This is a genomic window from Streptomyces sp. NPDC006643 (genome assembly GCF_042870175.1).
Taxonomy (GTDB): domain Bacteria; phylum Actinomycetota; class Actinomycetes; order Streptomycetales; family Streptomycetaceae; genus Streptomyces.
The window spans coordinates 213,358-237,608 of the sequence record NZ_JBIAHA010000014.1 but is presented as its reverse complement, the minus strand read 5'-3'; the positions used below and the strand labels follow the sequence as shown (position 1 = coordinate 237,608).

18 protein-coding genes and 1 pseudogene are annotated in these 24,251 nt (G+C 71.5%); 7 read left to right on the top strand and 12 right to left on the bottom strand.

The window, feature by feature from the left end:
• Nucleotides 1–112: 112 nt before the first annotated feature.
• Nucleotides 113–862, bottom strand: a complete 750-nt coding sequence (locus ACFYNU_RS20550) for a LytTR family DNA-binding domain-containing protein (protein WP_329074422.1) — start codon at nt 860–862, stop codon at nt 113–115.
• Nucleotides 863–987: 125 nt separating this feature from the next.
• On the opposite strand from ACFYNU_RS20550, the gene ACFYNU_RS20545 reads away from it, so the two are divergent.
• Nucleotides 988–1,644: a zf-HC2 domain-containing protein gene (locus ACFYNU_RS20545; RefSeq protein ID WP_356592455.1), complete on the top strand. Its 657-nt coding sequence runs from the start codon at nt 988–990 to the stop codon at nt 1,642–1,644.
• A gap of 49 nt (nt 1,645–1,693) precedes the next feature.
• Here the strand turns inward: ACFYNU_RS20545 and ACFYNU_RS20540 are convergent, their stop codons facing one another.
• The 8 genes and pseudogenes from ACFYNU_RS20540 to ACFYNU_RS20505 form a co-directional block, all read right to left on the bottom strand.
• The gene (locus tag ACFYNU_RS20540) at nt 1,694–2,560 is read right to left on the bottom strand and encodes a DNA-formamidopyrimidine glycosylase family protein (RefSeq protein ID WP_356592457.1); all 867 of its coding nucleotides are present in this window, start codon (nt 2,558–2,560) and stop codon (nt 1,694–1,696) included.
• Between the two features lie 54 nt (nt 2,561–2,614).
• Nucleotides 2,615–3,493 carry an amidohydrolase family protein gene (locus ACFYNU_RS20535; RefSeq protein ID WP_356592459.1) on the bottom strand — a complete coding sequence of 293 codons (879 nt, stop codon included), beginning with the start codon at nt 3,491–3,493 and terminating at the stop codon, nt 2,615–2,617.
• Nucleotides 3,490–4,464: an aldo/keto reductase gene (locus ACFYNU_RS20530; protein ID WP_356592461.1), complete on the bottom strand. Its 975-nt coding sequence runs from the start codon at nt 4,462–4,464 to the stop codon at nt 3,490–3,492. Before ACFYNU_RS20530 ends, ACFYNU_RS20535 begins: the two co-directional genes overlap by 4 nt.
• A gap of 913 nt (nt 4,465–5,377) precedes the next feature.
• Nucleotides 5,378–6,757: pseudogene (locus tag ACFYNU_RS20525) on the bottom strand (wax ester/triacylglycerol synthase family O-acyltransferase); the annotation flags it as partial.
• Nucleotides 6,758–6,961: 204 nt separating this feature from the next.
• Nucleotides 6,962–9,043 (bottom strand): SpoIIE family protein phosphatase, encoded by a 2,082-nt coding sequence (locus tag ACFYNU_RS20520; RefSeq protein ID WP_356592463.1) that lies wholly within the window; start codon nt 9,041–9,043, stop codon nt 6,962–6,964.
• A gap of 79 nt (nt 9,044–9,122) precedes the next feature.
• Nucleotides 9,123–10,322, bottom strand: coding sequence for a DUF6777 domain-containing protein (locus ACFYNU_RS20515; protein ID WP_356592465.1), 1,200 nt, complete (start codon nt 10,320–10,322; stop codon nt 9,123–9,125).
• 192 nt (nt 10,323–10,514) lie between these two features.
• Nucleotides 10,515–10,688, bottom strand: a complete 174-nt coding sequence (locus ACFYNU_RS20510) for a hypothetical protein (protein ID WP_356592467.1) — start codon at nt 10,686–10,688, stop codon at nt 10,515–10,517.
• A gap of 313 nt (nt 10,689–11,001) precedes the next feature.
• A complete protein-coding gene (locus ACFYNU_RS20505) occupies nt 11,002–12,483 on the bottom strand; it encodes an SDR family NAD(P)-dependent oxidoreductase (RefSeq protein ID WP_356592469.1) in 1,482 nt (493 codons plus the stop codon).
• A 242-nt stretch (nt 12,484–12,725) separates the two neighbouring features.
• On the opposite strand from ACFYNU_RS20505, the gene ACFYNU_RS20500 reads away from it, so the two are divergent.
• Nucleotides 12,726–13,250, top strand: a complete 525-nt coding sequence (locus tag ACFYNU_RS20500) for an SPW repeat protein (RefSeq protein WP_356592471.1) — start codon at nt 12,726–12,728, stop codon at nt 13,248–13,250.
• A gap of 89 nt (nt 13,251–13,339) precedes the next feature.
• On the opposite strand, the gene ACFYNU_RS20495 is transcribed toward ACFYNU_RS20500, so the two are convergent.
• The 3 genes from ACFYNU_RS20495 to ACFYNU_RS20485 all read right to left on the bottom strand — a co-directional run bounded on the left by ACFYNU_RS20495 (nt 13,340) and on the right by ACFYNU_RS20485 (nt 17,814).
• Nucleotides 13,340–14,086, bottom strand: coding sequence for a GNAT family N-acetyltransferase (locus tag ACFYNU_RS20495; protein WP_356592473.1), 747 nt, complete (start codon nt 14,084–14,086; stop codon nt 13,340–13,342).
• Nucleotides 14,083–15,003 (bottom strand): NADP-dependent oxidoreductase, encoded by a 921-nt coding sequence (locus ACFYNU_RS20490; protein ID WP_356592475.1) that lies wholly within the window; start codon nt 15,001–15,003, stop codon nt 14,083–14,085. The genes ACFYNU_RS20495 and ACFYNU_RS20490 overlap by 4 nt, the downstream gene beginning before the upstream one ends.
• A gap of 234 nt (nt 15,004–15,237) precedes the next feature.
• A complete protein-coding gene (locus ACFYNU_RS20485) occupies nt 15,238–17,814 on the bottom strand; it encodes a PA14 domain-containing protein (protein WP_356592477.1) in 2,577 nt (858 codons plus the stop codon).
• 377 nt (nt 17,815–18,191) lie between these two features.
• Here ACFYNU_RS20485 and ACFYNU_RS20480 point away from each other — a divergent pair, with 377 nt between their 5' ends.
• From ACFYNU_RS20480 to ACFYNU_RS20460, 5 genes are all read left to right on the top strand, one after another.
• Entirely contained in the window at nt 18,192–19,226 is a 1,035-nt protein-coding gene (locus ACFYNU_RS20480) for a LacI family DNA-binding transcriptional regulator (protein ID WP_356592479.1), read from the top strand.
• Between the two features lie 178 nt (nt 19,227–19,404).
• A complete protein-coding gene (locus ACFYNU_RS20475) occupies nt 19,405–20,493 on the top strand; it encodes an ABC transporter substrate-binding protein (protein WP_356592480.1) in 1,089 nt (362 codons plus the stop codon).
• Nucleotide 20,494: 1 nt separating this feature from the next.
• Nucleotides 20,495–22,141: a sugar ABC transporter ATP-binding protein gene (locus tag ACFYNU_RS20470; protein WP_356592482.1), complete on the top strand. Its 1,647-nt coding sequence runs from the start codon at nt 20,495–20,497 to the stop codon at nt 22,139–22,141.
• Nucleotides 22,134–23,096, top strand: a complete 963-nt coding sequence (locus ACFYNU_RS20465) for an ABC transporter permease (protein ID WP_135068310.1) — start codon at nt 22,134–22,136, stop codon at nt 23,094–23,096. Before ACFYNU_RS20470 ends, ACFYNU_RS20465 begins: the two co-directional genes overlap by 8 nt.
• The gene (locus ACFYNU_RS20460; RefSeq protein WP_356592484.1) at nt 23,093–24,154 is read left to right on the top strand and encodes an ABC transporter permease; all 1,062 of its coding nucleotides are present in this window, start codon (nt 23,093–23,095) and stop codon (nt 24,152–24,154) included. The genes ACFYNU_RS20465 and ACFYNU_RS20460 overlap by 4 nt, the downstream gene beginning before the upstream one ends.
• Nucleotides 24,155–24,251 lie beyond the last annotated feature (97 nt).

Here is a 24,251-nt window from a genome sequence, read left to right as displayed (position 1 = left end):
CGTGGTGCGTGGTGCGTCGTGCGTGGTCGCGGTGCCAGGGCCGGAGTGTAGGCAGACCGTCAAGGCGGTGGGAAGCCCCCGCACACCGCCCCCGCTCCGGTGAACAGCCTGGTCAGCGGCCGGGCAGCCGCATCAGCAGATCGCGTACGGCCCTGGCGTGCCGTCTGCTGACGGCCAGTTCGGCGTCGCCGACGCGCACGCTCATGGCGCCCGCGTCGAGACGTAGTTCGTCGATCCGGGCGACGGCGACGAGATGGCGGCGGTGGATCCGTACGAAACCCCGGGAGCGCCAGCGCTCCTCCAGGGTGGTGAGCGGAATACGCACCAGATGGCTGCCGGTGTCGGTGTGCAGTCTGGCGTAGTCGCCCTGGGCCTCGGCGTAGACGATGTCGGCGACGGGGACGAAGCGGGTCACGCCGCCGAGTTCGACGGGGATCTGGTCGGTGGAGGTGTCCACGACGGGGCCGCGCTCCCCCACCAGTTCGGCGACGCGGCGCACGGCCTCGGCCAGCCGCTCCCTGCGGACGGGCTTGAGCACGTAGTCGACGGCCTTGAGGTCGAACGCCTGCACGGCGAAGCCCTCGTGGGCGGTGACGAAGACGATCAGCGGCGGTTCGGCGAAACCGGCCAGCAGCTTGGCGACGTCGAGCCCCGTCAGCCCCGCCATATGGATGTCGAGGAAGACGACGTCGACGGCGGCCGGGTCGTCGGGACCGGCGTCGAGGGCCGCCCCGATCCGGCGCAGCGCCTCGGTCGCGCTCGTGGCGCCCTCGGCGCTACGGATCCGCGGGTCGGCACGCAGGAGGTACAGCAGCTCTTCGAGGGCGGGCGCTTCGTCGTCCACGGCCAGTACACGCAGCATGACCCGGAAGTTTAAGGGCTCGGGAGCGTGCTGGGTCCGGCTCGGACGAGGAGAAAGCCGCGCGTACCGGAGCGGGAGAAGGAAGCGGGTTGAGTGATTCGCCGTCGCGCTCCGTATCAGGAGGCATGCGGACACCGGAGATCCATCGTGACGTCGGCGCCTACGCACTCGGCGTGCTCGACACGGCCGAGGCGTTCCGCTTCGAGGACCATCTCATGGACTGCCCGCACTGCGCACTGCTGTTGAGCGATTTCGACGGGGTGCGCGGTCAGCTCGACGAGTACACCCGGCGGACCCCCACGCGGGTGGCGCCCTTCGTGTCGGCCGGGCCGGAGCTGCTGCACCGGATGCTCGAAGGGACCGCCGCCCGGCGAAGAGTGAGCCGCAGACGGCGTCTCGCCCTGGTCGCGGCGGCGGTGGTGATCGCGGTCGGCGGCCCCTTCGCGATCGTCGACGCCCAGCGGGGCGGCGGCTCCCCGACGGTGCCGACCGCGGAGCGGTGGACGGCGACGGACCGCAGGACCGGGACGGCGGCCGTCGTGACGGCGGCCGAGAAGGGCTGGGGCACGGATGTCGCGCTGGAACTGTCGAAGTCGGCGGCGGCCGGAGTGTGCGTGCTGGTCGCCGTGGGGCGGGACGGGTCGGAGGAGACCGTCATGACCTGGTCCGGCGGCGGGCCGACGGTCACATGGGGCGGCGCGGCGCTGCGCCCGCGGGAGATCGACCGGTTCGAGGTACGGACGGCGGACGGGCGGCGGCTGATGACGGTACGGGGCGGGTGAGGGGTGAGGGTGCGGGGCGATTCAGGCGGCGGCGTCGTCCCGTTGCCGCCTACTTGAGGAAGCGGGACGTCCTGCGGTCGGCGAGCGGTTTGCCGCCCGTCTGACACGTCGGGCAGTACTGGAGCGAGGAGTCCGCGAAAGAGACCGACCTGATCGTGTCGCCGCACACCGGGCATGTCTCGCCGGCCCGTCCGTGCACCCGCAGCCCGCTCTTCTTCTCGGCCTTCAGCCGCCCCGCCGCGACGCCGCGCGAACGCTCGATCGCCGAGGTCAGCGTCGTACGCATCGCGTCGTACAAGACGGTGATCTCGTCGTCGGAGAGATTGTGGACCGGCTTGAAGGGCGACATCTTCGCGGCGTGCAGGATCTCGTCGCTGTACGCGTTGCCGATGCCCGCGATCAGCCGCTGGTCCCGCAGGGCGCCCTTGAGCTGCCGCCGCTCCCCCGCGAGCAGCGCCGCGAGCGCGTCCCGGTCGAAGCCGTCACCGAGCGGGTCGGGGCCGAGACTCGCGATGGCGGGCACCTCGAAGGGGTCGCGTACGAGATGCACGGCGAGCCGCTTGGTGGTGCCCGCCTCCGTCAGGTCGAAGCCGTCGCCCTCGGCCAGGACGGTGCGCAGCGCCAGCGGCCCCTTGCCGGGGCGTGGCGGCACGGCCGGGAACTCGTCCTTCCAGCGCAGCCAGCCCGCGCGGGCCAGATGGATGGCGAGATGCAGCCCGGAGTCGCCCGCCACGATGTCGAGCCACTTGCCATGGCGCTCGATCGCGCTGACGGTGGCGCCCTCCAGGGCGGTGAGCGGCGGGTCGTACGTCTTGAGGACATTGATCGTCAGGGGCAGCACCCGGACGATCTCCTTGCCGACCAGTTGGCCGTCCAGGAACTCACGCAGTGCTTCGACCTCGGGGACTTCCGGCATGCCTCAAGGGTGCCGCAGCGCCGGACCGAACGCCCGACGGGCGCCGGGGGCGGTTCACAGCCCGTACACCGCCGTGGCCGTCGCGCCGAAGACCGCGCGCCGCTCGTTGTCGCTCAGGTCGGCGGTGAGCGTACGGGTGACGTCGACGACCTCGGCGTACGAGGCGGCCAGCCGGCACACCGGCCAGTCCGAGCCGAACATCAGACGGGCCGAGCCGAACGCGTCGAGCACGGTCTCCGTGTACGGGCGCAGCGTGGCCGCCGTCCAGGAGTCCCACTCGGCCTCGGTGACCATGCCGGAGAGCTTGCAGACGACGTTCGGCCTGGCCGCCAGCGCCCGGATGTGACCGGCCCAGGGGTCGAGACCACCGGAGGCGACGGGCGGCTTGCCGAGATGGTCGAGCACGAAGGTCAGCTGCGGCAGCAGCGCGGCGACGGCGGTCGCGGCCGGGAGCTGGTGGGGCAGCACGATCAGGTCGTACGCGAGCCCGGCGGCGGCCACGGCGGCGAGCCCGTACTGGACCTCGGGACGCAGCAGCCACTGCGGGTCGGGCTCGCCCTGGACCTGGTGCCGGATGCCCACGAGCTTGTCGCCGCCGGGCAGTTCGCGCAGCGCGGCGAGGGTGTCGGCGACATCGGGGGCGGTCAGGTCGGTCCAGCCGACGACGCCGGCGATCAGCTCGTTCCGGTCGGCGAGGGCGAGGAACTCGGGGGTCTCCTCCGCGACCGTGACGGTCTGGACGAGGACGGTCGCCCCGACACCGGCCGCGTGGGCCTCCGGGGCGAGATCGGCGATACCGAAGTTGCGCCGGATGGGTGCCATGGCGGGGCCGGTGATCCAGTCCTGGTCGCGTACGGACAGGTCCCACACATGGTGGTGGGCGTCCACGACGGGCGCCGAACGGGTCGGCTGCCGGGGCGGCGCTCCGCTCATCGGGCGTCGCCCTCCAGCAGCCCCTCGGCGCGCAGGTCGTCCCAGAGCGCGTCCGGGACGGTTCGGGCGTACATGTCCGCGGCGTCCTGGACCTCGTCCGCGGACCGTGTCCCGACGAGGACACTCGCGACGGCCGGATGCCGCAGCGGATAGGCGATGGCGGCGGCGCGCAGCGGGACGCCGTGCCGCTCGGCGACGGCCTTGATACGCAGGGCGCGCTCCAGCAGCGCGGGCGGCGCGGCACGGTAGTCGTACGTCGCGCCGGGGCGCGGGTCGGCGAGCAGCCCGGAGTTGAACACACCGCCGACGACCACGCTCCGGCCGCGCGCGGCGGCCTCGGGCAGCAGGTCCACGAGGGCGGACTGGTCGAGAAGCGTGTACCGCCCGGCGCACAGGACGACGTCGACGTCCGTGTCCCGGAGGAAGCGGGTGAGCACGGCGGTCTGGTTCATCCCGGCGCCGATCGCACCGACGACCCCCTCGGCGCGCAGCCGCTCCAGCGCGGGGTACGCCTGGCCGAAGGCCTCGGCGACATGCTCGTCCGGGTCGTGCAGATAGACCGTGTCGATACGGTCGGTACCGAGGCGCTCCAGGCTGTCGTCGATGCTGCGCCGTACGCCGTCGGCGCTGAAGTCCCAGACGCGTCGGTGCGTGGCGCGTACGGCGAAGCCGTTGGCCAGGTCGTCGCCGTCCGCGAACGGCAGGGGCTCCAGCAGCCGGCCCACCTTGGTCGACAGGGTGTACTCGGCGCGGGGCCGGGAGCGCAGGGCCTCACCGAGCCGGCGCTCGGCGAGGCCGATGCCGTAGTGCGGCGCGGTGTCGAAGTAGCGAATGCCCGCGTCCCAGGCGGCCTCGACCGCCGCGGCGGCCCGCTCGGGTTCGACGGGGGTGTAGAGATTGCCGATCCCGGCCGATCCGAAGGAGAGCTCGGACACGCCGACCTCGCCGCGTCCGAGGGTGTTCTGCCGCATTGCGCTGTGCCTCCCGAAGTTGACACCCAGAATATTCATCGGATGACTGGGCGGCGTCAACACTTTCGGAGCACCGAAGTCCCCAGCGGACAGCCCTGCTTGAGTTCGCCCGACCCGACGCCCGAGGACCCACCGGACCGGGACTCGGTGGGCGGAATTGTCCGACCTATCGGACCAGCTCAACCACAGCGGACTCGGCGGCGCGGCCGACGGGCTCGGCAATCAGAGCAAGCTGCACGGGCGCCGGGGTCGCGGACGCGGCGGGCGTCTCGGGCGCGACGGAAGCCGCCTGGCCGGGGGCGGACGCGCGTGCGGCGGGGGCCGCGGGCTCGGCGGGAGCCACCGCCTGGCCGGCAGCCGATGCCGGCTCGGACGTGCGCTCGGCCGAGGCCGCAGGCGCGGTAGGGGCCGCAGGCTCGGACGTCGGCGCCGGCGCCGTGGGGGCCACGGGATCGGCGGCACGAGCCGACTCGGCCCGCGCCGCCCGGCCGGCGGTCACGGGCGCGGTAGGGACCGCAGGTCCAGAAGCCGGCGTCGGCCCGGCAGGGGCCGCGGAATCGACGGCACGAACCCGCTCGGCGGGAGCCGCCCGGCCGATAGCCGATGCCGGCACGGCCGTGCGCTCGGCCGCAGCCGGAGGCGCCGTAGGGCCTGCCGATCTGGAAGCCGACTCCGCCTCGGCGGCCCCCTCGGGAGGGGTCACTGACTCGGCAGGAACCGCAGGCACGGTCGGGGCCGCAGGCTCGGACGTCGGCGCCGGCGCCGTGGGGGCCACGGGCTCGGCGGGGCGCCCGCCAGGGGCCGCAGGCTCGGGCGTCGGCGTCGGACCGGCCGCGCGAGTCGGCTCGGGCTGCGCCGCTTGGTGGGCGACCGGCGGTCGCGGGGAGGGTGCCGGTTCCGGCGGGAGCGTGTGGAGCAGGGTGGTCAGTTCCTCCGTCATGTTCTGGGCCAGGCCGTCGAGGTCCGGCACCGCCTTGCCGTCGGCGACGAGGCCCACGTGGACCTGGCCGCCGTAGGTCGTCAGGCCCACCGACAGGGACTGGCCGCGTGCCAGGGGGGCCATGGGGTAGATCGCGCGCAGCGGGCAGCCGCCGAACGAGAGCGTCGCGCGGGGCAGGGGCACGCTCGTCACCAGGACGTCGAAGAGGATCCGGGCGGCGTTGCCCGCGAGCGGCGCGCCCAGGCGGTGGGCGAGTGGGTGGAGCTGTCCGGCGAGTACGGCCACCGCTCCGGCGCCCCGCGAGGGGCCGTCCTTCTTGTTGCGGTCCATGGCCTCGCGTACCGCGGTGAGCCGGCGCAGCGGGTCGGGCTCGGAGACCGGCAGGCCGAGGAGGTACGCGGAGAACATGTTGCCCGAACCGGAGCTGCCGCCCGCGCCCGCGCCGTACCGGGCCCGGCTCGGCCGCCGCCCCGAGACCGGCACCAGGGCGCGCGGATCGGTGCGCCGGTCGGAGTCCGGCAGTCGTTCGCCGCGCTCCAGCATCCAGCGCCGCAGCGCGCCCGCGACGGTGGCGAGCAGAACGTCGTTGACCGTGCCGCCGTGCTCCTTGCGTACCCGTCGTACGTCCTCCAGCGCGAGCACCGCGGTGGCGAGCCGCCGGGTGCCGCTGGAGCCCGCCACAAGGGCGGTCGGGGTGCGCAGGTCGAGCCGGCTGGCGCGGACGACGGAGGCGCCGATCCCGAGCGCCTTGCCCAGGTCGCCGATCCGGTCCCTCGCCCGGTCGGCCACCTGCCAGGGGCCGGGCAGCCAGGAGCGCGGCGGCGCGGGGCGGGCGCGGCGGGTGCCGGCGGCGCGCGCGTCGGCGATCTGGTCGAAGATCCCGGCGCCGATGGCCACGGCGCGCATGCCGTCCGCGAGCGCGTGGTGCAGCTTGACGAGGACGGCGAAGGGGCGCCCGGCCGGTGCGGTTCCGCCCGTCAGGACGTACATCTCCCACGGCGGGATGCCGCGCTCCAGCGGCCGTTCCATCAGTTCACCGGCGAGCCGCGTGGTCTCCTCGGCGAAGTCCCCCGGGGGCAGTTCCAGGTGTCTGACGTGGCTGCGTACGTCGAAGTCCTTGTCCACGCTCCACGCCGCGCCGCCCACCGGCAGCAGCACGTCCTGTACCCGCATCCGGAGCCGGGGCACGGCCGCCGCGCGGGTGGCCAGCAGTTCCACCAGCGCCTCGTCGTCGGCCGGTCCCGCTCCCGGCGCCGCGTCGAAGACGGCGAGCGCGCCGAGATGCATCGGATGGTCGGGGGATTCGAGATGCCAGAAGGCCAGGTCGAGAGGTGCCAGCAGCTCGGTGGTCAAGGGAGCCTCATGTCTTGGGGTCGCGGATCTTCGGGGCTGTGTTGACGGCAGCGAGAGACCGCAAGTCAATCGCCTGCGGTCGGTTACGGTCAAGTACGAACGCGTTACGCTCAGTTAGCGTCACTGTAACGCCCCCTTTCCGCCTCCGCCCGATCCACGGACGGGCCCCGGCCCCAGGGCACCCGTCCCGCCCATCCCCGCCCCTCAGCCGCCTCCCTCCCCGGAACGCGCCGAGACGACGAACTCGCTCCACACGCACTTGCCGTTGCCGCGCGACTCCACACCCCACTCGTCGGACAGCACGTCCACCAGGACCAGCCCCCGGCCCGAGACCCCCGTCTCCCCCGCGTCCCGGATCCGGGGCAGCGCGCTCGACCGGTCCTCGACCTCCAGCCGCAGCCGCCGCTCGATCCCCGGCAGCACCCGTACGGTCACGACCGCCGCGCCGTCGGTGTGGGTCAGCGCGTTGGTCATCAGCTCGTCGGCCACCAGCTCGATGTCGTCCGACCGCTCCTGCGCGCCCCACGCCCGTACCGCCGCCCGGACCATGTGCCGCGCCGACGACAGCGCCTCCGGTTCGTTCTGCCCGACGTGCTGCTGGAGTCTGCCGCCGGTCCGGCCGGCGTACGCGCCCCGCCTGCGCAGCAGCAGTACGGCGACGTCGTCCTCACCGCCGCGTTCGTCCACCACCGCGCACAGCTGGTCGGCCAGCTTCTGGAGGTCGCGGGGGCCGCTCGCGATCACGCCGGCCAGGCGCTGCATGCCCTCGTCCAGATCGGCGCCGGGCATCTCCACGAGCCCGTCGGTGTAGAGGACCAGCGTCTGGCCCGGGTCGAGTTCGACGGTGTTCACCGGGTATTCGAGCCGGCCGAACTCCGCCGAGAGCCCCAGCGGCAGTCCACCCTCCGCGGGCAGCCGGCGGCAGCTGCCGTCGGTGTCGCGGATCATCGGATCGACATGGCCGGCCCGGACCATCCGGACGACGCCCGTGGCGAGGTCGACCTCCGCGTAGACGCAGGTCGCGAAGCGGTCGGTGTCGAGTTCGTGCAGGAAGACCGAGGCCCGTGCCATCACCGTGGCCGGGGTGTGGCCCTCGGCCGCGTACGCCCGCAGCACGATCCGCAGCTGTCCCATCACGGCCGCGGCGTCGGTGTCATGGCCCTGTACGTCGCCGATGACGGCGCCGACCCGGCCGCCGGGCAGCGGGATGACGTCGTACCAGTCACCGCCGACGTCCCTGCCGAGCCGCGCCGAGCGGTAGCGGACGGCGATCTCCGCGCCGGGCACGGCCGGGATCCGGCGCGGCAGCATCGCCTGCTGGAGCCCTTCGGCGAGGTCGTGCTCCTGCTCGAAGAGGACGGCGCGCTGGAGGCTCTGCGCGATGCTGCTGCCGAGGGCGACGAGCAGATTGCGGTCCTCGGTGGTGAAGCCGATCTTGTCGCCGTAGAGCAGGCCGACGGCCCCGATGGGGCGGCCCTGCGCGATCAGCGGCAGATAGGCCGCCGAGGTGATGCCGAGGTGGCTGATGTGCGGCCACAGGCCCGAGTAGGAGGTGGCGAAGTCCTCCTCGGACTCGATGAACCGCGGGGCGAGCGTACGGATCACCTCGCTCATCGGGTACTCCTCGTCCACCCGTGTGACGCGGGTCCCCGGCACGAAGGAGCCCGCCGGCCCCTCGGCGACCAGATGGATACGCCCCGAGTCGAGGAGGCCCATGACCATGCTGGCGGCGCCGAGGTGTTCGAGGCCGTCGGACTCCTTCAGCACGTCGATGACGTCCTGGACCGTTCTGGCGTGCGAGAGGGCGGCCGTCGCGCCCTCGACGACGGTGGTGCGGCGCCGGCGCTCCTCGTCGAGGTCGAGCCGGGCCATCGAGTCGGCGAGTTCCTGGGTGGCGTCACGGATGATGCCGATGATGCGCCGCGGGCGGCCGTCGGCGTCGCGCCGGACGTGGCCCTGCGAGTGGGTCCAGCGCAGGGTGCCGTCACGACGCCGGACGCGGAAGTAGGCACCGTAACCCTGGCTGCTGCGGGCCATCGCCTCGCCCACGAGCGCGTCGAGCCGTTCTCCCTCGCCGGGCGGCAGGCGCTCCATGACCTTGTCGCGCGTGCCGTCGTACTCGTCGTCGCGCAGATCGAGGATCCCCAGCGCCACCTGGTCCAGGTGGAGCAGGCCGCTGCCGAGGTCCCAGTCGAAGCAGCCCATGCCGTTGAGGGCCAGGCTCAGTTCCGGCTTCGCGGGCCAGTCGTCGGGGAGCGACGGGGGCCCCGCTTCCCGATCAACCATGGAGTCACTCTGTCATCATTTGTCGGATATCTCGACCGGTCCGGCGGACACGGTGGACGCCCCGCCGCATGGCGGCCGGTCAGCCTTGGAAGGTGGCGGGCCCGGCCGGACCGGCGTCGGGGACGGTGAGGACGGAGTCGTCGCCGGACGGCGCGCCGGGGTCGCCGTCGAGCCGCCCCTCGGGGCCCGGCCGCTCCGGGGACATCGGCATCACCGGGTAGTCCGGATCGACACCGCCGTCGGGAGCGTCCGACGGCTCGCCGCAGTCACGCGGGTCCGCCATGGGCTCGGACCACTGCTCGTCGGGCGACGGGGCGTCCGGGGTGCGGCAGTCGGGCGAGGGGGCCGGGTCGCGCTCGGAGGCGTCGGGATCCGGGACGGCGGGGTCGGAGCGGCCGGGGTCCGGGCTGTCCGAGCCGCCGTCGTCCGGCGTGGGCGGCTCCAGCGACGGGTCGATGATGTCGGTGTCCGGGGGGTACGGCGGCGGGACGGCGGGCTTCTTGTCCTTGTCGCCGTCGGTGCCGGTCGCGCGCTCCAGCCAGGTGTTGTCGACGGCGTCGACGATCACCAGGGCGCTCACGGCCTGGGTGCTGCGCTTGACCACGACGACCCGGTCGGGGCGGTAGCCGCTCCACGGGGTGCCCTGGTGGACGGCGTCGGCGCGCAGCGCCGCGGCGGGCCGCAGCGGGTTTCCGCCGGCGCAGCGGACCCTGGGCAGTCCGCGGTCGTCGACGAGGACGGCGGTGCCGCTCTGGAGTACGGCCTGGAAGGCGGCGGGCGCGCCGTCCCGGTAGCCGTGGTTCGTGACGCGTACGTCGGCGCGCAGGACGACGGGGGTGAGCCCGCGCAGGAAGGTGGGGACGGACGGGGCGCGGACGCCGGCGGCGCGGGCGAAGGCGGCGGTCTTGGCGCGGTCGGCGGTCAGCAGCCGGACCTGTGCGTCGACGTCGCAGGCGGGGGTCGATCTCGTACCGCCGTACAGCCCGGCGATGGCGCCGGAGACGGAGCGCAGGGTCTGCGGACGGGTGGCGGGGCCGCTCGGGGACGGTGGCCGCGAGGGGGCCGCGTCCGGCACGGGGGCCGCGGTCGACGTGGTGAAGGGGTGGGGGCCGGGGGTGGCGAGGGGCTGGAGGGTGACCTTCGTGGAGGCCGCCTGGGCCGCTTTCGCCGCCCGCGGATCCCTGCCGACGCTGTCCTCGCCGCAGCCGGCCGTGATCAGGATGCCGGCCGACAGCATGGCGAGCACGGCGTGCCGACGGCGAATGGGTAGGCGTCGCACAGGGTCTCCCAGCTGTTCGTCCTGTCCGGAATCTGACTCCATATCTGCCGGACACCGGGCCGTGCCGCAAGCGGGGGCGGCGGACGGGTGGAACCACCCGCCCGCCGCTCACAGACGATCGGACCAGACCGAACCGGGCCGATCGCGCGACGCCGATCAGACGACCGACCAGATGACTGATCAGATGACGCTCTAGTCGATTCCCTGAAGGATGTGCGGCTCCGCGAGGTCGTCCTCGTAGCCCGCCAGCCTGATCGGCGCGGATCTGGCCCACACCTCGATGTTCCGGAGTTGCCGCGGACCGCCGCTCCGTTCACCGCCTCGTTCCGCCGGGCTGTTCTCGTGCTGAGCCTTCTCAGGTGTCACCGCGCACTCCTTTGTGTCGCGTAACCCCGGACGCACCGACTCCGGACTCGTACCGGGCGCCGACCGCCAACTGGGGCAGGGGCAGGGCAGGTTCGGTCGCGGTGGCGCCGGTTTTCGGGCGGGGCGATGGTCTGGTTGCAGACCTGTCCCGGGACGGCCGAGGAACCTTCGTGGGTCTCCGGGTGACGTCCGTGCGCCATACATTAACCAAATGAGCGCGGGTCCGCTCGATGGGGCCCGTGAAGTGGGTCACTTCCGGACAGCGCCTGTACGGCGGTCCGCCCACTACCAGTTGACGGTGTCCGGGTGATTTCTACCAGTTGGCCGGCGCGTAGTCCTTGAGGAAACAGCCGTACAGATCCTCGCCGCCCTGGCCGCGCACGATCGGGTCGTAGACGCGCGCCGCGCCGTCGATCAGGTCGAGCGGGGCGTGGAAGCCCTCCTCGGCGAGTCGCATCTTGTCCGGGTGCGGGCGCTCGTCGGTGATCCAGCCGGTGTCGACGGCGGTCATCAGGATGCCGTCGGACTGGAACATCTCCTGCGCGCTGGTGCGGGTCAGCATGTTGAGCGCGGCCTTCGCCATGTTGGTGTGCGGATGGCCGGCGCCCTTGTAGCCACGGCTGAAGACGCCTTCCATCGCGGAGACGTTCACGACGTACGTACGCCTCGACGACGCCGCCGCCATCGCCGGGCGAAGCCGGCTGATCAGGATGAACGGCGCGGTGGAGTTGCACAGTTGGACTTCGAGAAGCTCCACCGGATCGACGTCGGAGACCGTCTGGATCCAGCTGTTGGTGTCGTGCAGATCGGGCACGAGCCCGCCCGCGTCGATCGCCGTGCCCGCCTCGATACGGGCGAGCGTGGCCGAGCCGCCTACCAGGGCCAGACCGGTGACGTCCGACGCGCTCAGCGCCTCGCCGCCGCCGGCGGGCAGCACGGCCTGCGCCCCGCTGCCGAAGGCGCCGATGACGTGCGAGGACGGGAGCTCACCGGCGGGCAGCGGCGCGGACTCGGCGGCCAGCAGCTCGCTGTAGGCCCCCGGGGAGCGCCGTACGGTCTGCGCGGCGTTGTTGATGAGGATGTCCAGCGGACCCTCGGCGGCGACGGAGTCGGCGAGGGCGACGACCTGGGCGGGGTCGCGCAGGTCTATCCCGACGATCTTCAGCCGGTGGATCCAGTCGGCGCTGTCCTCCATCGCCTTGAAACGGCGGATTGCGTCGTTGGGGAAGCGGGTGGTGATGGTGGTGTGCGCGCCGTCGCGCAGCAGGCGCAGCGCGATGTACATGCCGATCTTGGCGCGTCCGCCGGTCAGCAGAGCGCGCTTGCCGGTGAGATCGGTACGGGCGTCCCGGCGGGCCCGGTTCTCGGCCGCGCACGCCTGGCAGAGCTGGTGGTAGAAGGCGTCGACCTCGACGTAACGGGTCTTGCAGATGTAGCAGGAGCGTGGCCGCTGGAGGATTCCGGCGATCTCACCGGCGACCGAGGACGAGGGCAGCAGCCCTTGCGTCTCGTCGTCGATGCGCTCGGCGGATCCGGTGGCCGTCGCCTCGGTGACCGCCTTGTCGTTGGCGGTCTTCGCCGCGCGGCGCTCCTGGCGGCGGCGCTGCTTGACGGTGCGGTAGATACCGGCGGTGGCGCGGCGTACGGCGACGGCGTCGGGGTGGTCGACGTCCAGCTTGTCCAGCTCGTCGAGCACGGAGAGACAGACGGCCATGCGCTCGGGGTCGATTCCGGGGCCGTACGCGGTGTCCGGTCCGCTCTCGCCGATCGCGGTCCCGTCATCAGTCAACGTCATCGCCGGTGCCGTTCCCTATCACTCGTCACTCACCCGTTCGGACGCTCATCCGTCCCGGGTCCGCCGAGCCACGCGCGCATACGGCCGTCCGGCCGAGCGGCCTCGAACAGTTTGCCATGAGGTACCGGGCGATTTATTCACGCTCAACTACACATAAAGGTGAATAAGGGGGCAGAATGGTCATGTACCGCTTGATCCGGTGCAGCACGGTCGCACCTCTCAGACCGAAGGAGTCGAGAATCATGGCCGATGTTTCACACACCAGGGGAGCCACAGGTGCTCACCCAGGTGTTTCCGACACCAGGGGAGACATAGGTGCTCACCCTGACGTACCAGAGATGCGGGCCAGGTACGCCCGCGTGCTCGGTGGACGTGATGTGGCGCTGCTGGACGGCCCGATCTTTCTCGCCGGCCTGTTCATCGCGCTCTCACCCTGGATCCTTCACTACACGGCCAGCCAGCCGGGTCTCGTGATCCACAGCGTGATCATGGGAATCGCGATCGCCGGTCTGGCCCTCGCCTTCTCCGCCACCCCGACCCGGACGTACGGCTTCAGCTGGGCCCTTGTTCTGATGGGTGCCTGGATGTGCGCGGCGCCCTGGGTCGTCGGTTCGAGCCCGGACCGCGGCGTGTTCCTCAGCCTCGTCATCCCAGGGGCTCTGACCGCTCTGCTCGGTCTGGTCTGCGCCGGCGCGGCGATGCGGGCGAGCCGGATGCGCGGCCGAGCCGTTCGCTCCAGCCAGATGAATGAGCCGGTCCGGACGTAGCCGTGGCACCCCACGTGGGTGGGGCGGGTGGATGGCCTTCGAAGGCCCGTCCACCCGCCCCGTCGCTGTGTGCGTCCGTCAGATCCCGGTCAGCCGCCCGCCGTCGCCGGTACGCGCGACCGCTCGGGGACGCGGATCCCCCTGAAGGGGATACGGCGGCGGAGCCGGAAGCCCAGCGCCTCGTAGAGCCGGACGGCGTTGATGTTGTCCGCAGCGGCCTGGATGAACACGCTCTCGCCCCGGTCCTTGATTCCCGCCGCCACCGCCAGGACGAGCCGGGCGCCCATCCCCTGGCCGCGGAACTCCGGCGCCGTACAGACCGCGCTGATCTCCGCCCAACCGTGCGGGCGCATCCGCTCCCCCGCCATCGCGACCAACTCGCCGTCGCGCCGGATGCCGAGATACGTGCCCAACTCGACGGTGCGCGGCCGGAAGGGCCCCGGCCTGGTGCGCTCCACCAAGTCCAGCATCTCGGGTACGTCGGCGACGCCGAGCACCACCGCCTCCTCGTCGGGGACGGCGGCCAGGGACTCGTCGACGAGTTGGACACCGTCGACCTCGAAGACGACCTCCCAGCCGTCCGGCGGCAGCGCGTCCGTCCCGCAGAGCGTCGCGGTCCCGTCGCCGCCGACCAGCGCGGCGGCGTCCGTCCAGTCGCGGGCGTCCGGTTCTTCGGGCAGGGCCAGCCAGGTCGACACCTCGGCCTGGTAGCCGAGCACCCGGCCGCGCCGCTCGGCGAACCGGGCGTGCGGGCCGGTCAGCGCGGCCAGCACCGGATTGTCCAGCGGGTGGTAGGACGAGACGGCGGACCCGGCGGCCGGGGTGCCGGCGCTCACGCGCCGACCTCGATCACGACCTTGCCCAGCGCGTGCCCGTCCTCGACGGCGCGCAGCGCCCGCTCCGCCTCGGCCAGCGGGAAGGTACGCGTCACATACGGCCGCAGCGTGCCGGACACCACCAGTGCGGCCACCTGGTCGAGGACGGCGGCCGTGCGCAGCCGTACGACCGCCGCGCCGCCCAGGTCCACCACGCGCGGCTTGTCCCCGGCGCTGATCAGCTTCGTCAGGTCGGGCACGAGCCCGGCGACGGCCTCCAGGTCCGTGCCGCCGACCAGGTCGAAGACCGCGTCGACGCCCTCGGGCGCGGCGCCGCGCACCCGCTCCTGGATTCCGGGGCCCGGCGGGATGTGCACCGCGCCCAGCGATTCCACGAAGTCCTTCTTGCCCGCGCTCGCCGTACCGATCACACGGATACCGAGGCTCGCGGCGATCTGTGTCGCGGCCACGCCCACACCGCCTCCGGCGCCGGTGATCAGCAGCGTGGAGCCGGCGGGCAGGGCGAGTTGCTGGATGCCGTCGTACGCGGTCGCTCCGGCGACCGGCAGGGCCGCCGCGTCGGTGAACGACACCGCGGCCGGCTTGTGGGCGGTGACCGCCGCGGGGAGCAGGGTGTACTCGGCGTATCCGCCGGTGAGGGTGGAGCCGAAGACGGCGTCCCCCACGGCGAATCCACGCACGCCCTCGCCGACCTGCTCGACCACTCCGGACGCCTCGCTGCCGAACACGGTGGGCAGCGGCTTCGGGGTCGAGCCCGGCCGGGTGTAGCCGGTGCGCAGCTTCCAGTCGACGGGGTTGACGCCCGCCGCCCGGACGGCGATGAGCAGTTCCCCGGGGCCGGGGACCGGCTTGGGCAGGTCGACGAAGGCTTCGCCCTCCGGGCCGCCGAACCGGGTGTAGACGTACGCCTTGGGCATGTGATCCCTCGCTCTGACTGCTGACGTCGTTGGCCGGACCAGGGGCCTGTCCTGGGACGGCAGCAGATTCAAGCACGGTCTCCGACCTGCTTATTCCCGGCGTTCACGCACTGTTCACAGGTGCCGCCCCGGGCGCCGGGCAGAAGCCCGGCGCCCGAGGCGGCCACAAACTCGTCCGAGGACGCGACAGTCCCGCCCAAGGACGCGACGGTCCCGTCCGGGGACGCGGCGGTCTCAGGAGTTCCCGCACTCCATCGACGCCGGGTCGGACGCGTCGCGGATCAGGGCCTCGTGTGCCGCCTTGAGCCGTTGCACGTCGGGCTTCATGACCTTGCGGTCATAGGTGAGCAGCCCGTTGAGTTCGCCTTCCACATCGGTGATCTGGGTGTAGACCGCTCCGTTGCTCCCCCGGCAGGCGAGGTCGCGCACGTTGTCGAGCTGCCCCAGATACTCGTCCGTGTATTTCTCCTGGTCGACGCCCACATAGGTGTGCTGGACCGGCCAGGCGTGACCCGGTACGGCGAGTCCGAGGCCGCCGTACTCGCCGCTGACCAGCGCCCGTTTGCCGTCCGGCGCGGGCAGCAGCGGGGTGGGATAGCCGTGGGCGTCGGCGATGTCGCCGTTCTTGCCGTCGACGGCGCCGCAGCAGTTGACGCCGCTCATGTTGTTGACCAGCCGGGTCGGGTCCCAGCCCTTGGCCTGGTCCGCGATCCGAGCCTGGTCGTACTGGCCCCAGCCCTCGTTGAACGGGACCCACATGATCACCGAGGGGCTGCTGGCGTGCTGGTCGATCATCTCCTTCATCTCGTGTTCGAACTGGGCGGCGGCGGGCGCCGCCGGGGACTTGGGCATCGACGGCATGTCCTGCCAGACGAGGAGCCCGAGCCTGTCCGCCCAGTAGAACCACCGGTCCGGCTCCACCTTGATGTGCTTGCGCACGGAGTTGTAGCCGAGGTCCTTGTGCTTCTTGAGGTCGAACGCGAGCGCTTCGTCGGTCGGCGCGGTGTGCAGCCCGTCCGGCCAGAAGCCCTGGTCGAGCGTGGCCATCAGGAAGACCGGCTTGCCGTTGAGCACGGTGCGCGGAACTCCGTCGACCTTCTCGACGGCGATGGAGCGCATACCGAAGTAGCTGCCGACCCGGTCGCCGGAGCGCTCGCCGCCGACGCGCACGTCGAGCTTGTACAGATACGGGTCCTCCGGTGACCACAGGCGCGGGTCGGGCACCGGCACGCTGAGCGGCGCTCCCGTACGGCCCTTGACCGTGCCGACCTTGCGCTTGCCCTCGTACGCGGTGGCCGTCACCGGCACCCCGTCCCGTACGCCGCGCACCTCGACCGCCAGCTTCTCACCCGTGACGTCCGGGGTGAGCTTCAGCGAGTCGGCGTGGTCGGCGGCGACCGGCTCCATCCAGACGGTCTGCCAGATGCCGGACGAGGAGGTGTAGAAGATGCCGCTCGGGTCGAGGCGCTGCTTGCCCATGGGCGGGTTCTCGCCGTCGGCGGCGTCGGTCGGGTCGTACACGCCGACGATCAGTTCCTGTGTACGGCCGGGCTTGAGGGCGTCGGTGATGTCGACGCCGAACCGGTCGTAGCCGCCCTTGTGTTCGGTGACCTTCTTGCCGTTGACGTAGACGGTGGACTGCCAGTCGACGGCGTCGAAGTTCAGCTTGAGGCGCTTGCCCTCACTGATGTCCCAGCTCTTGGGGACGGTGAAGGTACGGCGGTACCACATCCGGTCCTCGTGCCGTTCGAGTCCGGAGAGCTGTGACTCGACGGGGTACGGGACGAGGATCTTCTCCCGCAGCTTCTTGCCCACCGGCGGGCGCTCGCCCTCCTCGGCGGCGGCGAACTGCCACTCACCGTTGAGATTGCGCCACGCGTCGCGGGTCATCTGCGGACGCGGGTACTCGGGCAGCGCGTTGTCGGGGCCGACGTCCTTGGCCCACGGCGTGGAGAGCTGGTACTCGGACTTGTTCGGTCCGCTGCTCCAGAACTCCCCGACGGGGTCGGCGTCCTGGGAGGCGAGGCCGCCCTCGCCGTCGTAGCGGATGTCGGCGGAGCCGCCCTTGCCGACGACGGGCTCCTTCAGTCCGACGAGCAGGCTGCGGGAGTCCTTGGGGTCCTTCTTGACGGAGGTCATCGGCCACTCGGCGCCGCCGATGATCGCGTCGAGATGGCTTGCGAGACCGGCCGGGACGGCGCCGAGGCGCTGGGCGAACTCCATCCGCAGGGTACGGCCGTCGGCGAGCACGGTGGTGGCGATGGCACCGTCGTACGCGTAACCGTCGGGCAGCCGGAACGCCGACGTGGGCACCGGCTCTTTCGCGCCACCGGGCTCGGTCCACCGCAGATGCAGGTTCGAGCCGCCGACGTCCTCGAAGTACTCGACCTTGATGTCGTACTCCTGGCCGCCGGTCAGCTCGACCGGCTCGGAGACCTGTTCCTTCTCCCAGTCGTTGACCCAGTGGTCGATGGCGATCTCGCCGTCGACCCAGAGGCGGAATCCGTTGTCGCCGATCATCGAGAAGGTGTGGGGGCCGCTCTGTTCCGGGACGATCTTCCCGGTCCAGCGGACACTGGCGTGATCGGCGCTGCCGGTGGCCGTGGCGAGCCGGGAGTCGAGGTTGCCGAAGTCGATCTGCGGGTCGAATCCGGTGGCCTTCAGCTCGTGGAAGTCGAAGGCGCCGGGCGCGGACGAGGAGTAGTACTCGCCCTTGAGTCCATGGGGCACGACCGGGTCGTCCGCGGCCGAGGCGGCCGGGACCGCCGTGAGTCCGGCGACGCCCAGGGCCGCGGCGAGTAAAAGGGCCAAATTACTTCGGATGCGCACAAATCCTCCTTGCTGCTGGACCCTGTCGGGTGACCTGCGATCGGAGAGCGGACGCGTTCTGGCGCGTGCGATGCCAAGGCGCCGGGATGCCGTCGCAGCGGAGCTGCTTCGGCGTTTCGGCAACGTGGGAAGCGTGCGTGCCAGGGCGTGGACGCCCGATCAGAGGTCATCCGACAAGGCCCGAGGGTGGCGGCTCGTTGCGACAGTCTGTACAACGTTGGAAGGAACGGCAGTTGGCATGACAACATGCGTCTCCACTTGCTGTCCAGGGCCATGACAAAGCCCGGTCCCGCAACGTATATAACGTTGTACAGATTGGGCAGGGGCGACCTTCGGGCCGGCCTCGGAGGGGAAAAACGGTGACCGTCAGCCTCAAGGACGTCGCGGAGCGCGCGGGCGTCTCCATCAAGACCGTCTCGAACGTGGTGAACAACTACCGGCATGTCACCCCGGCGATGCGGGCCAGGGTCCAGCTGGCCATCGACGAGCTCGGCTACCGGCCGAATCTCACGGCCCGGCATCTGCGCAAGGGGCGCACCGGGATCATCGCGCTGGCCGTGCCGGAGCTGGGCAACCCGTACTTCGCCGAGCTGGCCGGCTCGGTCATCGACGTGGCGGCCGAGCACGAGTACACGGTGCTGCTCGACCACACCGGTGGCCGCCGTGAGCAGGAAGTCCTGGTCAGCCAGGGCTTCCGGGCGCGGGTGATCGACGGGCTGATCCTGAGTCCGATCGAGCTGGAGACGGAGGATCTGCTCGGCCGCGACCAGGACGCGCCGCTGGTGCTGCTCGGCGAGCGGGAGTACGACCTGCCGTACGACCACATCGCCATCGACAACGTGGCCGCCGCCCGGACGGCGGTACGGCATCTGCTCGATCTGGGCCGGTCGACGATCGCGTTCCTGGGCGCCAGGACCGACAGGGTCAACGAGCCGTCACATCTGCGACTGCGCGGCTGGCGTGCCGAGCTGAAGGCGGCGGGGCTGCCGGCGCCGGACTCCCTGATCGCCCCGACGGGCGGCTGGGACCACGCCAACGGGGCGGACGCGATGAACCAGTTGCTGGACTCGGGCGTGACGCCCGACGCGGTCTTCGCGTACAACGACCTGATCGCGATCGGCGCGATGCGGGTGCTGTCCGAGCGGGGGCTGCGGGTCCCCGAGGACGTCGCCGTCGTCGGTTTCGACGACATCACCGAGGGCCGCTACGGAGCTGTGACCCTCACCACGATCTCGCCGGACAAACAGACCATCGCCCGGCTCGCCGTGCGCTCCGTCGTCAACCGCCTGTTGGGCACCGGAGACCCCGTGGGCAACGGCTCACGTGAACTCCGCGCCGATTTCCGGCTGGTGGAGCGGGAGAGCACACTCGGCCGCCGCCGGGACGGCCGCTGAGAGGGCCACCGGCCCCCGCCCGTACAGCCGTTATCGCGCGAAGGCTTTACAGCCTCCGTACAACGATGTAAAAACCGTTCCGAACGACTCACCACCAACACTCCAGCAGTCCGTTCCGTACGAGCCGACCTCCCGCGAGCGTCCCGGTCGCCGGGGCCGCGCCGAGATGGGGATCCCCATGAAGCTTTCCGCCGTCCGCCGTACCACCACCACTACCGTCCTCGCCGCGAGTCTCGTCGGCGCCCTCGCGCTCAGCGGCTGCGCCAAGTCCGAGGACGACAACTCCGACAAGAGCTCCTCGGCCGGCGAGAAGGACAGCGGCCAGGTCGTCGCCACGCCCGGCGCGGACGACAAGACCTGTGACATCACGCAGTTCGGCGGCGAGAAGATCGACCTGAAGACCGCCACGGTCGGCTTCTCGCAGTCCGAGAAGGAGGCCAACCCCTTCCGGATCGCCGAGACCGCGTCCATCAAGGCCGAGGCGGAGGAGCGCGGGATCAAGCTCCTGTCCGCCAACGCCCAGACACAGTTCTCCAAGCAGATCAGCGATGTGCAGGACCTGATGGCCAAGGGCGCCGACCTGCTGGTGATCGCGCCCCTCAACTCCGACGGCTGGGGCCCGGTGCTGCGCACCGCCGCGCAGAAGAAGATCCCGATCGTCACCATCGACCGCAAGATCAACGCCACCGCCTGCAAGGACTATGTGTCCTTCATCGGCTCGGACTTCATCGAGCAGGGCAAGCGCGCGGCCGACCAGATGATCGAGGCGACCGGCGGCAAGGGTGAGATCGCGATCCTGCTCGGCGCGGCCGGCAACAACGTCACCACCGAGCGCACCAAGGGCTTCGAGGACCAGATCGCGGCCAAGGCACCCGGTCTGAAGGTGGTGTTCTCGCAGACCGGTGAGTTCGCCCGGGAGAAGGGCCAGCAGGTCACCGAGCAGCTCATCCAGTCGAAGCCCGACATCAAGGGGATCTACGCCGAGAACGACGAGATGGGCCTCGGCGCCGTCAACGCCCTGAAGAGCGCGGGCAAGAAGGCCGGCGACGTCAAGATCGTGACGGTGGACGGCACGCGTAACGCCGTGCAGGGCATCGTCGACGGCTGGATCTCCGGGGTCGTGGAGTCCAACCCGCGCTTCGGGCCGCTGGCGTTCCAGACCCTCGACGCCTTCACCAAGGGCGAGAAGGTCGCGCAGGACATCGTCATCCAGGACGGCGCCTACACCCCGGAGAACGCCAAGGCCGATCTGGGCAAGGCTTTCTGACGTGCTGTCGGTCACCGGTCTGACCAAGACGTTCCCGGGCGCACGCGCGCTCGACGGCGTGGACTTCGCCGCGAATCCGGGCGAGGTGCACGCGCTCATCGGCGAGAACGGCGCCGGGAAGTCCACCCTCATCAAGGTGCTCACCGGTGTGTACCAGCCCGACGCGGGCGAGATCGTCCACGACGGGCGTCCGGTGCGCTTCCAGACTCCGCTGGAGGCGCAGCACGCCGGGATCTCCACGATCTATCAGGAGGTCAACCTCGTCCCGCTGATGAGCGTGGCGCGCAATCTGTTCCTGGGGCGCGAACCCCGGAACAGGCTCGGTCTCATCGACTTCCGCCGGATGCACGGCGAGGCCGACGAGGCGCTGCGCTCACTGGGGCTGCGGGTCGACGTCAAGCGTCCGCTGCGGACGCTGGGCGTCGGCGCGCAGCAGATGGTGGCGCTCGCCAGGGCGGTCTCCGTCGACGCGCGGGTCGTCATCATGGACGAGCCGACGTCGTCGCTGGAGCCGCGCGAGGTGCGCACGCTGTTCGGCGTGATCCGGATGCTCAAGGAGCGCGACATCGCGGTGGTGTACGTGAGCCACCGGCTGGACGAGTTGTACGAGGTCTGCGACAAGGTCACGGTGCTGCGCGACGGCAGGCTCGTGCACACCGGGCCGATCGCGGAGCTCGACCGGCTGCGGCTGGTGTCGCTGATGCTCGGCCGTGAGATGGGCGAGGTGCGCAGCGAGGGGGTCACCAAGTTCACCGGGGACCATCACGCGGGCCGTGAACCGGTCCTCAGCGCACAGGACTTGACGGTGCGTCACACATTGCATCAGGTCTCGGTCGAGGTGCGGCCCGGTGAGGTCGTGGGCCTCGGCGGGCTGCTCGGGTCGGGGCGCAGCGAGACGGCGAAGGCCATCGCGGGCGCGCTGCCGCCGGACTCCGGGAAGGTGGTGGTCGCGGGTTCCGCCGTACGTACGGGCTCCACGCCCGCCGCCATCCGGGCCGGCATCAGCCTGCTGCCCGAGGACCGCAAGGCCGAGGGCATCGTCCCCGGTCTCTCGGTCCGGGAGAACATCGCGCTGGCCGCGCTGCCGGGTCTCTCGCGATTCGGGCTGGTGGACGACGCCAAGGTCGACAGAATCGTGGACACCTTCATGAAGCGGCTGCGGATCAAGGCGTCGGGGCCGTACCAGAAGGTCGGCGAACTGTCCGGCGGCAATCAGCAGAAGGTGCTGCTGGCCCGCTGGCTGGCCATGCAGCCGAAGGTGCTGCTGCTCGACGAGCCGACCCGTGGCATCGATGTCGGCGCCAAGGCCGAGGTGCAGGGCCTGATCGACGAACTCGCCGAGGAGGGGCTCGGGGTGCTGCTGATCTCCTCCGACATGGAGGAGCTGATCGAGGGGTCGGATCGGGTGGTGGTCCTCAAGGACGGCGCCGTGATCGCGGAGTTGACCGGGGACGACGTCACGGAGGACCGGCTGATGCACGCGATCGCGGCGGCGCCGGAGTCGGACGCGGAGCTGAAGACGGTCGCACCGGACGCGGCGGCGATCGTGGCGCCGGACACGCCGGTCACCGCGCCCGGGTCCGCAGCGGACTCCGCCCCCGTCCCGGTCGACACGACCTCCTCAGGAGGGGAGAGGAACCATGACTGAACTCGCCCTGAAGGGCGCCCCCGTCGACCGCGCGCGGCTGCTGCGCCTGCTCCAGGACTACGGGGTGTACGCGGGCGTCGCCGTCCTGCTGCTGGTCAACATCGCGCTCACCCCGCACTTCCTGTCGACGGAGAACTTCCGTACCCAGGCCGTGCAGGTGGCGCCCGTACTCATCGTCGCGCTGGGCATGGCACTCGCGATCGGCAGCGAGGGCGTCGACCTGTCGGTCGGCTCCGTGATGGCCCTGTCGACGTCCCTGCTGTCGCTGTATCTCGGCTACGGGCCCTGGGTGGCGCTGATCGTCGCGATGCTGGGCGGCGCCGTCATCGGGCTCGCCAACGGCTCGCTCATCGCCTTCATCGGCGTCCAACCCATCGTCGCCACACTGGCGTTGATGGTCGCGGGACGCGGTATCGCCCTCGTCCTGCTGCCGCAGCTCAAGGACGTACGCGACCCGGGCATGTCCTCGCTCGGCTCGGGCGACCTGTTCGGCATCCCGTATCTCGTACTGATCGCCGCCGCCCTGGCGCTGGCCGTCGGATTCACCGTCAAGCGGACCACGTTCGGCCGGCAGCTCCTCGCGATCGGCGACAGCCGGCCCGCCGCGCAGCTCGCCGGGCTGCCGGTACGGCGCGTGCTGATCCTCGTCTATGTCATCGCCGGTGTGCTCGCCGCCATCGCGGGTGTGCTCGCCACCGCGCGGCTCCAGGCCAGCGACCCGACCTCGCTCGGCACGCTGATGGAGCTGTCGGCGATCACGGCGGTGGTCGTCGGCGGCACCCCGCTCAGCGGCGGCCGGATCCGCATCGGCGGCACGGTGGCCGGTGCCGTACTGATCCAGCTGCTGACGGCGACGCTCATCAAGCACGATCTGCCGCCCTCCTGGACGCAGATCGCCCAGGCCGTGGTGATCGTCCTGGCGGTCTACGCGGCACGCGAACGGGGAAAGCGATGACCCACACCGACACGGAGCGTCCGGCCCGCGCCACGGGCAGCGGCCCCTCCCCCGGCAAGGGGGCCGGCGGCAAGGACACCGACGAGACGCCGCTCGGCGCGAGCCGGGCCGAGCGGCTGAGCGCGCTCGCGCAGCAGCACGGCGCGCTCGTGACGCTGCTGCTCGTCGCCGTCGGCGCGTCGATCGGCTTCGACACGTTCCTGACCGGCGACAACCTGGAGAACATGGCGGTCTCCTCCGCGTTCCTGGCGATCGTCGCCCTCGGTATGACCTTCGTGATCATCACCGGCGGGATCGACCTGTCCGTCGGCTCGCTCTTCGCGCTCGGCGGGGTGCTCGGCGCGTGGGGTTCGCAGTACGGCACACTCGTCGCGCTGCTCCTGCCGCTCGCTGTCTGCGGGCTGATCGGGCTGGTCAACGGCCTGTTGATCGCGAAGGCGCGACTCGCGCCGTTCATCGTCACCCTCGCGGCGCTGCTCGCCGCCCGCGGCATCCTGCTGGCCATCACCGACGAGGGCTCCAACACCTATCTGGTGGACGAGAAGACCTTCTTCGCGAGCCTCGGCCAGGAGAAGCTGCTGGGCATCGGGGTGCCGGTGTGGATCACCGTGGCGCTGTTCGTCGTGGGCGCGGTGATGCTGCGGCGCAGCCGGTTCGGCCAGTACGTGTACGCGGTCGGCGGCAACGAGGACGCGGCGGCGCTGATGGGCGCGCCCGTGGCCCGTACGAAGATCGCCGTCTACACGCTGTCCGGCCTGTGCGCCGGGCTGGCCGGGGCACTGAACGCGGCCTGGCTGGTCTCGGGCGTCACGATCCTGGGCACCGGCATGGAGCTGGAGGCGATCTCGGCCGTCGTCATCGGCGGCACCCTGCTGACCGGCGGCTTCGGCTTCATCAGCGGTTCGCTCGTGGGCGTGCTGCTGCTGAAGGTCATCCAGAACGTCATCAACCAGATCGGCTCGCTGGACTCGGCGTACCAACAGGTCGTCAGCGGCGCGTTCCTGGCGGTCGTGGTGATCGCCCAGACCTGGCTGGGCAGACGGCGCCGGATGATGTGAGGGGCGGGGCGGCCCCGGGTGATCCCGGGCGCCGGACGGACCGTGGGGGCCCGTCCGGCGCTCGGGGATGCCGGTGCCGGGAAGGTCGGTGCCTTGC